We start from the raw sequence: 12,030 nt of genomic DNA, 5'->3' as shown, positions 1-12,030 counted from the left end.
GGGCGGATGCCCACCACGGAAGCCCAGGGAAGAAGCCCACGACAGACGTCCAGGACGGCCGGCCCGCGACAGCGGGCCGGCCCGGGACGGATGACCTCGACACAGGGAGGCAGCCGCATGGCGGGCCCGATCACCGCAGGCGTCGACGGAACCGACGAGAGCCTCGCCGCACTCGACTGGGCGGCCAGGGAGGCGCTCAGGCGCGACCTGCCGCTGCGGATCCTCCAGGCCTGGCGGTTCCAGCCGCACGAGCGGCTCGAGGCGGCGGACGCGGCCACCCAGGCCGGCTGGGTGGGGGACGCGCTCACCGAGGTCGCCGAGGGCGTCAGGGCGCGGTACCCGGCGCTCGACGTCCGGGCCGACGCGCGGGAGGGCGAGAGCGCCGACACGCTGATCGAGGCGGCGGCCGAGGCGGAGCTGCTGGTGCTGGGCTCACGCGGGCACGGCCCGGTCGTCGGGTTCCTGCTCGGCTCGGTGGGACAGCGGGTGATCGCCGAGGCCGGGCGGCCGGTGGTCCTGGTGCGGGCCGGTGACCGGGCGACGGGGGAGGCGGCCGGGCGGGAGATCGTCGTCGGCCAGCAGGGCGAGCCGGACGACAGCGTCGACGCCCTGCGGTTCGCGTTCCGGGCCGCCGCCGCGCGCGGCGCCACCGTCCGTGCCGTGCGCGCCTGGAGCCTGCCGCCGGTGTTCGCCTACAGCCCCGCCTCCCTGAAGCTCCTCGACGAGGCCGGCGGTCTCGAACCCTACGAGAGCCGGGCGCTGGCCGACGCGCTGCGGCCGTGCCGCGAGGAGTTCCCCGACGTGCCCGTGGTGGAGCACGTCGAGCTGGGCAGCGCGGGACAGGTGCTGCTGTCGGTGGCCGCCCGCGCCCAGCTCATGGTGGTGGGACGCAGGGCCAGGCGCACGGCGGTCGGCGCGCGGGTCGGTTCGGTGGCGCACGGGGTGCTGCACCACGCGGAGTGCCCGGTGGCGGTCGTCCCGCACGGCTGAGTCAGTCGGCGGTCGTGGGCCGCAGCGACTCCCGTGCGGTCGGGAGGATGTGCGCGATGTAGTCCGCGACCGCCGTGTCGAGGCCGATGTCGGCCTGCGCCTGCTCGGACAGGTACCAGCGGTGTTCGAGCAGCTCGTGGTAGATCTCCGCCGCGTCCATCGCGCCGCGCAGCTCGGGCGGCACCGCCCTGACGGTGGGCCGGAACACGTCCCGCACCCAGCGGTGGGCCAGCACCTCGGGGCGGGCGGCGAGCGGGTCGCCCGGGGCGTAGTCGTCCTGGGTGGCCATCCAGCTCTCCAGGTCGTTCAGCAGCCGCCTGGCCTGGTTCTCCTCGGTGTCGAGGCCGGTCAGCCGCAGCAGTTGGCGCTGGTGGTGACCGGCGTCGACGACCTTCGGCACGAACGTGACCGAGTCGCCGTCGGCGGAGTGCTTGATCTGCATCTCGGCGACGTCGAAGCCGAGGTCGTTGAGGCGGCGGATGCGGCGCTCGATGTAGTGGTACTTGCCCGCCGGGTAGACGGAGGTGCGGGTCAGCTCCTCCCAGAGCCGCCCGTAGCGCGCGCAGATCTCGGTGCCGAACTCGATGGGGTCGACCGACGGGTGCAGCGCGCCCGACGCCTCCAGGTCGAGGAGTTCGCCGCTGATGTTCACCCGCGCCAGGTCGAGGTCGTACTCCCGCTGCCCGTCGCTGAGCCGCGGGTGCAGGTCGCCGGTCTCGGCGTCCACGAGATAGGCCGCGTAGGCGCCCGCGTCCCGCCGGAAGAGGGTGTTGGAGAGCGAGCAGTCGCCCCACGCGAACCCGGCCAGGTGCAGCCGGACGAGCAGCACGGCGAGGGCGTCCATCAGCCGGTGCATGGTGGCCGGGCGCATCGTCGTCTCGAACATCGAGCGGTACGGCTGCGATCCGCGCAGATGCCGGGTGACCAGCACGGACTCCAGCGGTGAGCCGTCGTCGTCGGTGCGGCCCGTGAGGACGGCCAGCGGGTCGACGGCGGGGATGCCGATCCGGTCCAGGTCGCGCAGCAGCTCGTACTCGCGCAGCGCCGGGCGCTCGGCCAGCTCCTTGACGGCGATGACCTCGTCGCCGGCCCGCGCGTAGCGCACCACGTGCCGGGATATGCCGCGCGGCAGCGGCACCAGGTACGCCTCCGGCCACTCCTCCAGCGGCAGGTGCCAGGGCAGTTCCAGCAGGAGCGCGGGATGCTCCGGTCTCGTCGCGCTGATCTGGAGTGCCATGGATCGGGTGTCCTCGTCTCGCGGCCGGGCGGCCCGGGGGCGGACGTCCTCGGGTGGACGTCCTGGGCGGGTGATCGTCACCTCACCCTAAGGGGCGGTCCCGCGCGGCTGAAGGGCCGCTGTCCCGCCGTCTCGCCGGGGCGCGGGTCAGCGCACGCCCCGGGGGCGGAACTGCACGCTCACCCGCGGCCCGGACGCGCGGCCGCTCTTGGGGACGCAGTGCTCCCAGGTCCGCTGGCAGGAGCCGCCCATCACGATCAGGTCGCCGTGGCCGAGCGCCCTGCGGACCGTCCGGCCGCCGCCCGCGGGGCGCAGCAGCAGATCCCGGGGCGCGCCCACGGAGAGGATCGCGACCATGGTGTCCTCGCGCGCCCCGCGCCCGATCCGGTCGCCGTGCCAGGCCACGCTGTCCCGGCCGTCGCGGTAGTGGCAGAGCCCCGCGGTGGCGAACGGCTCGCCCAGCTCCGGCGCGTAGTGCGCGCTGAGCGCGTCGCGCGCCTCGGTGAGGACGGGGTGCGGGAGCGGATCGCCCGCGCCGTAGAACGCGAGCAGCCGGGGGACGTCGACGACCTGGTCGTACATGGTGCGCCGCTCCGCGCGCCAGGGGACCTCGGCGGCCAGCCGCTCGAAGAGCGGGTCCGAGCCGGCCAGCCAGCCGGGCAGCACGTCGATCCAGGCGCCGGAGCCGAGCACGGTGCGGCGGATCCCGGCGAGGCGGCCGAGGCGCGGCCGGTCGGTCTGGTCGAAGAGGGAGCCCTGGAGGTGCGTGGTCATGGAACCAGCGTAACCGTTAATCGAAAATATGTTCGCTTGCGTGGGTCGGTGTCCGCCTGGGGCTCCCGCGCCCTCTTCCGACCCCTTCGGATACACCGGTGTATCGGATACATTCACGTATCGAACCGAGGCGGGACGACATGAGCGAAGCGAGCACCGGACGGGTGACCAGGCGCCGGGTGCGCACCCGCGCCAACCTCCTGGACGCCGCGTTCGCGGTGTTCGCGGCCAAGGGGTTCGGGCGCGTCTCCATCGAGGAGGTCTGCGAGGCCGCCGGCTACAGCCGGGGCGCCTTCTACTCCAACTTCGCCAGCCTCGACGAGCTGTTCTTCGCCCTCTACCGGCAGCGCGCCGACCTCATCGCCGACCAGGTGGCGGGCGCCCTCGCCCGCGAAGGACCCGACCTCGACGTCGCCGGCGCCGTCGACCGAGTCACCGAGGTCCTCCTCCTCGACCTGGACTGGCTCCTCGTCAAGACCGACTTCCTGGTGCACGCGGCCCGGGTGCCCGACGTCGCCGGCACCCTCCTCGCACACCGGGCCAGGCTCCGCCGGGCCATCGCCGACCGGCTCGCCCGCGCCCCCGGCCTCGCCCCGGCGACCGCCCCGCTCGGCGACCCCGACAGCGCCGCGCACGCCGTGGTCGCCGCCTACGACGGCGTCACCACCAGGCTCCTGCTGGACAAGGACGTCGACGGCGCCCGGATCTGGCTCAAGCAGCTGCTCACCGCCCTGCTGACCGACGGCAGCGGCACACGAGACCTCCCCTAGAAAGGCAACGGTCGCCATGGATGCGGACGTCATCGTCGTCGGAGCGGGCCTCGCCGGCCTGGTCGCGGCCCATGAACTCACCAGCCGGGGCAGGCGCGTCGCCCTGGTCGACCAGGAGAACGCGGCCAACCTCGGCGGACAGGCCTTCTGGTCCTTCGGCGGCCTGTTCCTCGTCGACTCACCGGAACAGCGCCGCCTCGGCATCAAGGACTCCCTCGACCTCGCCTGGAACGACTGGCGCGGCAGCGCGCAGTTCGACCGCACCGACGACGAGGACTCCTGGGCGGTGCGCTGGGCCCGCGCCTACGTCGAGTTCGCGGCCGGCGAGAAGCGGCCCTGGCTGGAGGGGCACGGCATCAAACTGCTGCCCACCGTCGGCTGGGCGGAACGCGGCGACCTGCGCGCCGACGGCCACGGCAACTCCGTGCCCCGCTTCCACATCGCCTGGGGCACCGGCACCGGCGTCGTCGAACCCTTCGTCGAGTACGCCAAACAGGCCCGCAGGGACGGGCTGCTGACGTTCCACCACCGCCACCGGGTCGACGAGCTGATCATCGAGGACGGGCACGCGAGCGGGGTGCGCGGCACCGTCCTCGCCGACGACCGCTCCCCGCGCGGCGTCCCCTCCAACCGCGACCGCGTCGCCGACTTCGTACTCACCGCGCGGGCCGTGATCGTCACCTCGGGCGGCATCGGCGCCGACCACGACATCGTCCGCAGGTACTGGCCCGAACGGCTCGGCACCCCGCCCGCCCGGATGGTCACCGGCGTGCCCGCCTACGTCGACGGCCGGATGCTCGACATCAGCTCCCGGGCCGGCGTCCGGCTCGTCAACCGCGACCGCATGTGGCACTACACCGAGGGCATCCAGAACTGGGACCCGATCTGGCCGGGACACGGCATCCGCATCCTGCCCGGCCCGTCCTCGATGTGGTTCGACGCCCTCGGCCGCCGGCTGCCCGACCCCTGCCTGCCCGGCTACGACACCCTCGGCACGCTCAGGCACCTGCGCACCGACCCCGACCTCGCCGGCCACGACCACTCCTGGTTCGTCCTGACCCGGCGCATCGTCGAGAAGGAGTTCGCGCTCTCCGGCTCCGAGCAGAACCCGGACATCACCGCCAAGGACAAGGGCGCGGTGCTGCGCGACCGGCTGCTCGGCAAGGGCGCCCCCGGCCCGGTGGACGCCTTCGTGCGCAAGGGCGCCGACTTCGTGACCGCGCCCACCCTCGAACAGCTCGTCGGGAAGATGAACGCCCTGACCGACGAGCCGCTCCTGGACGCGGCGGGACTGCGCCGCCAGATCGAGGCCCGCGACCTCCAACTGGCCAACCCCTACAGCAAGGACTCCCAGGTCCAGGGCATCCGCAACGCCCGCCGCTACATCGGCGACCGCCTCGGCCGGGTCGCCACCCCGCACCGCCTCCTCGACCCGGACGCCGGACCGCTGATCGGCGTCAAGCTGCACATCCTCACCCGCAAGACCCTCGGCGGCATCCAGACCGACCTCGACTCCCGCGCCCTCGGCGCCGACGGCACCCCTGTCGACGGCCTGTACGCGGCCGGCGAGGTGGCCGGCTTCGGCGGCGGAGGCGTGCACGGCTACAACGCCCTGGAGGGCACCTTCCTCGGCGGCTGCCTCTTCTCCGGGCGCGCCGCGGGACGCGCGGCGGCCCGCGAGACCGGCTGACGCGACGGCTGACCCCACGGCCGGCACGGCGGCGCTGACGCTCGGTGACTTGACCTGAACGAGGGGGAAATCGGCGCCGCCCCCGCCCTAGCCTGACCGGATCGATCACCCGCCACCCCCAGGAGCGCACGTGAGACGATCCCTCCGCCCGGTCACCGTAGGCGCCGCCGCCCGGCGCCGCAGGGCCGTCGCCGCGACCGTGCCTGTCACCGTCGCGGCCCTGCTCGCCGCCGCCTCACCCGCCGTGTCCGCCCCCGCCGCCGCCGCGCCCGCCGCGCACGGCGCGGCCGGCGCGGGCGACCCCTACTTCCCGCTGGCCGGCAACGGCGGATACCACGTCGAGCACTACGGACTGACGCTCCGTTACGACCCGGCCTCCCGCCACCTCAACGGCACCGCCGTCCTCACCGCCCACGCCACCCAGCGGCTCGGCCGCTTCGACCTCGACCTCAAGGGCCTGAAGATCACGGGCGTCACCGTCGACCGGGCCCGCGCCGCGCGCACCCGCGCGGGACAGGAACTCGTCGTCACCCCGGGCCGGCCCCTGCGCGCCGGACAGCGGTTCACCGTCACCGTGACCTACCGGGGCACCCCGCGCCCGGTCACCGACCCCGACGGCTCGGACGACGGCTGGCTCCCCACCGACGACGGCGCCTTCGTGGCCGGCGAACCCCAGGGCGCGATGACCTGGTTCCCGGCGAACAACCACCCCCTGGACAAGTCGGCGTACGACATCACCGTCACCGTCCCCGAGGGACGCACCGCCGTCTCCAACGGAGTGCTCGTCGACCAGCGCACCGCGCGCGGCCTCAGCACCTTCCACTGGCGCCAGCGCGAACCTATGGCCGCCTACCTCGCCACCGCCACCGTCGGCACCTTCGCCGTCGAGAGGTACACCACCCGCGACGGCATCCGCGTCTACAACGCCGTCGACCCGCGCGAGGCGGCCGCCGCCGCGCCCGTCCTCAAGAAGCTGCCGTCCGTCCTCGCCTGGGAGAGCACGCTGTTCGGGCCCTACCCGTTCCGCGCCGCCGGCGCGATCGTCGACCACGCGCCCGACGCCGGCTACGCCCTGGAGACCCAGTCGCGGCCGCTCTACGACGCGGCGCCCGACCTCGCCACCCTCGTCCACGAGAGCGCCCACCAGTGGTTCGGCGACTCGGTCTCCCTCACCTCCTGGAAGGACATCTGGCTCAACGAGGGCTTCGCCACCTACGCCGAGTGGCTCTACAGCGAACAGCACGGCGGGGACACCGCCCAGCAGACCTTCGACGCGCTCTACGCCAAGCCGGCCGGCGACCGCCTGTGGGCGTACCCGCCCGCCGACCCCGGCAGCGGCGCCCGCATCTTCGGCACCCCCGTCTACGACCGCGGCGCCATGGCCCTGCACGCCCTGCGCACCGCCGTCGGCGACCGCGTCTTCCTGCGGGTCCTGCGCGCCTGGGCCACCGAGCACCGCCAAGGGCACGGCACCACCGCCCAGTTCGTCCGCCTCGCGGAACGCGAGTCCGGACGCGAACTCGCCCCCCTCCTCCACACATGGCTCTCCGCGCAGGGGAAACCCGAACGAGCGTAGAAACTGACACGTTCCTCAAAAGTCTCGGCCAAGGTCTCTTCATGATCACGCGCAGAACCCGTGCCGTCCTGCTCGCCGCGTCCCTGGTCGCCCTGACCGGATGCGGCGCCGGGACGGCCTCCGACGACCGGGCCGCCGCCACCGCGCCGGCCGGGCCGTCGGCCACCCCCGTGCCCCGGACGTCCGTCCAGGCCGCCCCGCTGCGGATACCGGGCCTCGGCCCCCGGACGCGGGCCGGCATACCGAAGGACAGCGAACAGGCCGTCGTCGTCACCGGCGAGGGCCGGAACTCGCCGGACTCCCGCGTCACCCTGTACGCGCGGACGGAGCGGGGCTGGGAACCCGGAGCGGTCTGGCCCGCGCACAACGCCCTCAAGGGCTGGACCGACCACCACAGGGGCGGCGATCTGCGCTCGCCCATCGGGGTGTTCGGCCTCACCGACGCGGGCGGACTGCGGCCCGACCCCGGCACGAAGCTCCCCTACGACCACGGCAGCGGATTCACCTCGCCCGGCACCGGCTTCGAGGGCGAGCCGCTGGCCGGCTCCTTCGACTACGTGGTCGCCATCAACTACAACCGCCGCCCCGGCACCACCCCCCTGGACTGGACCCGCCCGCTCGGCGCCGACCGCGGCGGCGGCATCTGGATCCACGTCGACCACGGCGGCCCCACCCACGGCTGCGTCAGCGTCTCCGAGACCCACATGAAGCGGCTGCTGCGCACCCTCGACCCGGCGCTGCACCCGGTCGTCGTCATGGGGGACGCCGCGTCTCTCGCACGCTGAGGCGGCTGAGCGTCGTCCTGGCTCGATGACCGGCGCGCTCGGGTGCCCCCCAAAAGAGGGCCACGGGTCGCTCTCGCGGTGCGCCCGCTGCGCCCTACACGGGCCAGGGCGCCGCGTCCGCTGTCATCTGTTCGGCAGATCAAGGATCCAATTCGGCGCGGCTGTCTGATTTTTCCCTCCCGTCACATCCCGCGTGTGACACTCAGGAGAATCCGTTCTGCACGGCACGCGTTCCTTGTCGTCCGCCGATTTCCGGATGGAATTATTTACCATAAGTATTCCGCGCTCATCAATGCGTGACGTTTCTCGATGGCCCCCTTTCCGGCAGGGAAAAGGCGTGCCCCTGTGCGTAATGTGCCCGCGACAGAGAAAAGGCTCCCCGGGCGGTGACTCAGTAGCCCGGTATGCCACCGTCTCGCACAGAAATCGGCTCTCGATGAATCTGCATGATCCTGATGTGGCTCACAGACGTACCTTCTCCACCTGGTTCGCCGCGGCGCTCACCACGACGGTGGCCGCCGCCATGGTCGCGGTGACGTCCACGCCCGCCCTGGCCATCGCGACCCCCGTGCCGCTGGGTACCGCGAGCAGCTTCGCGGTGCTGGCCGGTCAGTCGATCACCAACACCGGCCCCACGGTGATCACCGGGGACATCGGCGTCAGCCCCGGAACGGCGATCAGCGGGTTCCCGCCCGGTATCGTGAACGGGGCTCAGCACTCCGCCGACGCCGTCGCGCTCCAGGCCAAGTCGGACCTGACGACGGCCTTCAACAACGCGGCCGGACAGGCGACCGACGCGGCACTTCCGCCGGACGCCGGCGGTCTGACGCTGGTACCCGGCGTCTACACCGCGTCCTCGACCCTCGGGCTCACCGGCACCCTCACCCTCGACGCGCAGGGCGACCCCAACGCCGTCTGGGTCTTCCAGGTCGGTTCGTCGCTGACCACGGCCTCTGCCAGCCAGGTCAACCTCATCAACGGCGCGCAGGCGTGCAACGTGTTCTGGGAGATCGGCAGTTCGGCCACCCTGGGCACCAACTCGACGTTCGTGGGCAACATTCTGGCCCTGACCTCGATCAGCGCCACCACGGGCGCGACCATCAACGGCCGGGCGCTGGCCCGTAACGGCTCGGTCACGTTGGACACCAACACGATCACCCGCTCCACCTGCGCCGGTGGCACCACGTCGGGCACGACCACGGGAACCACGACCGGCACGACCACCGGAACCACCACCGGGGGCGTGCTCGGCGGGGTGCTGGGCGGGGTGCTGGGTGGCGTCACGACGGGCGGCACCACCACCGGTGGCGTCCTGGGCGGCGTGCTGGGCGGTGTCCTGACCGGCGGCACCACCGGCGGCACCGTCGGAGGCGCGACAGGCGGAATGACCGTCGGCAACACCTCCGGCAACATCGCCGGGAACACGGCGGGCAGCATCACCGGCGGCGGTACGGGCGGAAAGCCCCCGAAGCCGCCGAAGCCCGGTCACGGGCATGGCCACGGTCACGGGCACGGCCACGGCGGGAAGCCTGGTCACGAGCAGGGTGGCAAGCCCGGCCATGAGCACGGCGGTAAGCCTGGTCACGAGCAGGGTGGCAAGCCCGGTCACGAGCAGGGTGGCAAGCCCGGTCACGAGCAGGGTGGCAAGCCCGGTCACGAGCAGGGTGGCAAGCCCGGTCACGAGCAGGGTGGCAAGCCCGGCCATGAGCAGGGTGGCAAGCCCGGTCACGAGCACGGCGGTAAGCCTGGTCACGAGCAGGGTGGCAAGCCCGGCCATGAGCACGGCGGCAAGCCCGGCCACGAAAACGGTGGCTACGGCAACCAGCCCGACTGGCAGAACGGCCACCAGGGCTGACCAGCGGGAGGCCGGAATTCGGGCAGCGGGGAGCCCTTTGACCGGATGACGGCGCGCGGCGGAATTCTCCGCGAATCCGCCGCGCGCCGCGGGCACCGACAGCGGGAATTCGAAGGGAATCGACAGGCGTGAGGGAATTGAAGGAGATCTGCTCCGGGCTCGACTCCGGGCCGGTCCCGCGCGAAGGAGACACATCGCCGGCCGCTCCCCGTGCGAGATCGGGAGGTAATCGGGTACTCCGAGTGGCGGTCGACATCACCGTGGTCCTGTGTGTGGCGATCACGCTGATCCATGTCCTCCTCGTATTTCTCCATGTCGCCCCCGCCAACGTCGTCTCACAGCGGTACAGCAGAACCGTCAACGCATGGGTCTACCCCCTGTTCGAGCAGAATTGGCGGCTTTTCGCCCCCGACCCCGACTCGGTGAACCGGCAGATCTCCGCGCGGACCGCGCACACCGCACCGGACGGCTCCGTCAAGGTCGGTCCCTGGTTCGACCTGACCGCCGTCGACACCTCCGCGGTCGAACACCATCCGTTCCCCAGCCACACGGCGCAGAATCTGCTGCGCCGGTCCTGGACGTCCTATGTCGAAACACTCGGCGGCGACGACGAGCCGCGTTCGGATCGCGCCGTGATGATGCGCACCTATCTGCGGAACATCGCCGCCGAGCGCGTGGCCGCCCACCGCGGCGGCCCGTTCGAGGCCATCCAACTCCGTGTGATCACACGGCCGGTGGCCGCCCCCGACGCCGCGGACGGTGACCGGCCGTCCCCTCCGGCCTCGCCCGCGACCGCCGAGACCCGGCTGCTGCCCTGGTGGAAGGTGACCCCCCATGGGAACTGAGCACATCGTCGACCGGGCCAGGGCGCTGCGCGCGCTTCTGACGGAACGGCCCGCCTCGCTCTACGCCGTGTCGGTGCTGCGGATCGGCTACGGGCTGCTCTATCTGGGCTTCCTGCTCAGGGAGTTCCCGCACCGCGACGAGATCTGGGGCCCCGGTTCCCCGTGGACTCCCGCGCTGGCCAGGGAACTCTTCGACCAGACGGGCTGGGCCAGCATCCTCACCCTGTCCGACGGCCGTGTCTACTTCGAACTCTGCTACGCGTCGGCGCTCGTCACGGCCACGCTGTTCCTGCTGGGCTGGCGGACCCGCGTCGTCTCGATCCTCTTCGCCGTCGTGGTCGCGTCGTTCCACGCCCGAGCGATCTTCATGACGGACGGCGGCGACAACCTCATCCTGCTGATGGCGGTCTACCTCGCCTTCACCGCGTGCGGCCGACGCTGGTCCCTGGACGCGCGCCGGGCACGCCGCGGGACGGCGGCACCGGCACCCGTGACAGAACAGGGCCGGGCTGCGGAACACGTGCCCAGGAGCGCAGGCCAACTCCGCGACGCGCGCCGCGCCTTGACCACCGTCCTGCACAACTGCGCCCTCGTCGTCATCGCGGCCCAGGTCTGCTTCCTCTACGGCTCGGCCGGCCTGTACAAGGTGCAGGGCGGAACCTGGGGTGCCGGGACGGCCCTCCACTACGTGCTGAACCTCGAACTCTTCCGCCCCTGGCCCGCGCTCTCCCACATCGCGGACCAGCACACGGTCCTGATCGCCATCGCGGGCTATCTGACCGTGCTCCTCCAGGTCGCCTTCCCGTTCGTCCTGTTCGGCCGGCTCAAGTACCCGGTCCTGACCATGCTCCTCGGCATGCACCTCGGGATCGCCCTGCTCATGGGGCTCCCCCTCTTCTCCGGCGCGATGATCGTCGCCGACGCCGTCTTCCTCCCCGACCGCTTCTACACCGCGCTAGGGAGGCTGGGCCGGCGTGCGACGCGACGTACCGGCACGGAGCGGCAGGACTCCCGGCGGACGACGGGTACCGTGCCGCCGCAGGGCAGGCCCGGCGCGGTCGGCGCGGCAGAACGGCCGGGCGGCGAGCGGCTCGTCAAGGAACCTCGCGGGAGGCGGGCCGTCTGAGGTCCGCAGGCAGCGCGCAGGACGGAGTGCCGCCGGGCATCCGGTCGCGGTTGCGGGCGACCACACGGTAGACACCGTGGGCGATCCAGCGGAAGGGCGGCAGGGTGAGCAGGGCGCCGAGGACCGCCCATCCCCTGCCCGCGCGCAGCAACAGCCTGGCGAACGCCTGCACCCCGCCCTGCACGGCGCCGGCCGGCGTGACCCACAGCACCTCGTGCTCCGCGCGGCTCCGGGTGGTCCCGAGTGCCTCCAGATCCGCGAACTGCCAAGGTGTGAAAGAACATCGAGGGCGCAGCCGCCGCTCCAGGAAGTGCACCGCTGTGGTGCAGAAGGCGCAGTCGCCGTCGTAGACGAGGACGGGTCGGGTCAGCATGGGCTCATC

General features: G+C 72.6%; 11 protein-coding genes. 8 read left to right on the top strand and 3 right to left on the bottom strand.

Going from position 1 to position 12,030, the window contains the following annotated elements; genetic code table 11:
* The first annotated feature begins 117 nt into the window (after positions 1-117).
* Entirely contained in the window at positions 118-990 is an 873-nt protein-coding gene (locus tag DDJ31_RS02290; protein WP_127181981.1) for a universal stress protein, read from the top strand.
* Between the two features lies 1 nt (position 991).
* On the opposite strand, the gene DDJ31_RS02285 is transcribed toward DDJ31_RS02290, so the two are convergent.
* Both DDJ31_RS02285 and DDJ31_RS02280 read right to left on the bottom strand, forming a co-directional pair.
* Complete coding sequence (locus DDJ31_RS02285) at positions 992-2,227, bottom strand: DUF4032 domain-containing protein (RefSeq protein WP_127181982.1); 1,236 nt, start codon at positions 2,225-2,227, stop codon at positions 992-994.
* A gap of 147 nt (positions 2,228-2,374) precedes the next feature.
* Entirely contained in the window at positions 2,375-3,001 is a 627-nt protein-coding gene (locus tag DDJ31_RS02280; protein WP_127181983.1) for an alpha-ketoglutarate-dependent dioxygenase AlkB, read from the bottom strand.
* A gap of 140 nt (positions 3,002-3,141) precedes the next feature.
* On the opposite strand from DDJ31_RS02280, the gene DDJ31_RS02275 reads away from it, so the two are divergent.
* The 7 genes from DDJ31_RS02275 (at position 3,142) to DDJ31_RS02245 (ending at position 11,648) form a co-directional block, all read left to right on the top strand.
* Complete coding sequence (locus DDJ31_RS02275) at positions 3,142-3,771, top strand: TetR/AcrR family transcriptional regulator (RefSeq protein ID WP_127181984.1); 630 nt, start codon at positions 3,142-3,144, stop codon at positions 3,769-3,771.
* A gap of 16 nt (positions 3,772-3,787) precedes the next feature.
* Positions 3,788-5,461, top strand: a complete 1,674-nt coding sequence (locus tag DDJ31_RS02270) for an FAD-binding dehydrogenase (RefSeq protein ID WP_127181985.1) — start codon at positions 3,788-3,790, stop codon at positions 5,459-5,461.
* 130 nt (positions 5,462-5,591) lie between these two features.
* Positions 5,592-7,037 carry a M1 family metallopeptidase gene (locus tag DDJ31_RS02265; RefSeq protein ID WP_127181986.1) on the top strand — a complete coding sequence of 482 codons (1,446 nt, stop codon included), beginning with the start codon at positions 5,592-5,594 and terminating at the stop codon, positions 7,035-7,037.
* A 41-nt stretch (positions 7,038-7,078) separates the two neighbouring features.
* On the top strand, positions 7,079-7,822 hold the full coding sequence (locus DDJ31_RS02260; protein ID WP_127181987.1) for a L,D-transpeptidase family protein: 744 nt from the start codon (positions 7,079-7,081) through the stop codon (positions 7,820-7,822).
* Between the two features lie 457 nt (positions 7,823-8,279).
* A complete protein-coding gene (locus tag DDJ31_RS02255) occupies positions 8,280-9,677 on the top strand; it encodes an ice-binding family protein (RefSeq protein ID WP_431028933.1) in 1,398 nt (465 codons plus the stop codon).
* A gap of 242 nt (positions 9,678-9,919) precedes the next feature.
* Positions 9,920-10,522: a DUF5819 family protein gene (locus tag DDJ31_RS02250; RefSeq protein WP_240678312.1), complete on the top strand. Its 603-nt coding sequence runs from the start codon at positions 9,920-9,922 to the stop codon at positions 10,520-10,522.
* Positions 10,512-11,648: an HTTM domain-containing protein gene (locus DDJ31_RS02245; protein ID WP_127181989.1), complete on the top strand. Its 1,137-nt coding sequence runs from the start codon at positions 10,512-10,514 to the stop codon at positions 11,646-11,648. The genes DDJ31_RS02250 and DDJ31_RS02245 overlap by 11 nt, the downstream gene beginning before the upstream one ends.
* On the opposite strand, the gene DDJ31_RS02240 is transcribed toward DDJ31_RS02245, so the two are convergent.
* Positions 11,617-12,021, bottom strand: coding sequence for a thiol-disulfide oxidoreductase DCC family protein (locus DDJ31_RS02240; protein WP_127181990.1), 405 nt, complete (start codon positions 12,019-12,021; stop codon positions 11,617-11,619). The genes DDJ31_RS02245 and DDJ31_RS02240 overlap by 32 nt on opposite strands.
* Positions 12,022-12,030 lie beyond the last annotated feature (9 nt).

This window comes from Streptomyces griseoviridis (genome assembly GCF_005222485.1).
GTDB classification, from domain to species: Bacteria; Actinomycetota; Actinomycetes; order Streptomycetales; family Streptomycetaceae; genus Streptomyces; species Streptomyces hintoniae.
This window is presented reverse-complemented; position numbering and strand designations above follow the sequence as displayed.

Coding starts and splice junctions, on each gene's coding strand:
- DDJ31_RS02290 (WP_127181981.1), top strand. CDS start 118: ATGGCGGGCCCGATCACCGCAGGCGTCGACGGAACCGACGAGAGCCTC.
- DDJ31_RS02285 (WP_127181982.1), bottom strand. CDS start 2,227: ATGGCACTCCAGATCAGCGCGACGAGACCGGAGCATCCCGCGCTCCTG.
- DDJ31_RS02280 (WP_127181983.1), bottom strand. CDS start 3,001: ATGACCACGCACCTCCAGGGCTCCCTCTTCGACCAGACCGACCGGCCG.
- DDJ31_RS02275 (WP_127181984.1), top strand. CDS start 3,142: ATGAGCGAAGCGAGCACCGGACGGGTGACCAGGCGCCGGGTGCGCACC.
- DDJ31_RS02270 (WP_127181985.1), top strand. CDS start 3,788: ATGGATGCGGACGTCATCGTCGTCGGAGCGGGCCTCGCCGGCCTGGTC.
- DDJ31_RS02260 (WP_127181987.1), top strand. CDS start 7,079: ATGATCACGCGCAGAACCCGTGCCGTCCTGCTCGCCGCGTCCCTGGTC.
- DDJ31_RS02245 (WP_127181989.1), top strand. CDS start 10,512: ATGGGAACTGAGCACATCGTCGACCGGGCCAGGGCGCTGCGCGCGCTT.
- DDJ31_RS02240 (WP_127181990.1), bottom strand. CDS start 12,021: ATGCTGACCCGACCCGTCCTCGTCTACGACGGCGACTGCGCCTTCTGC.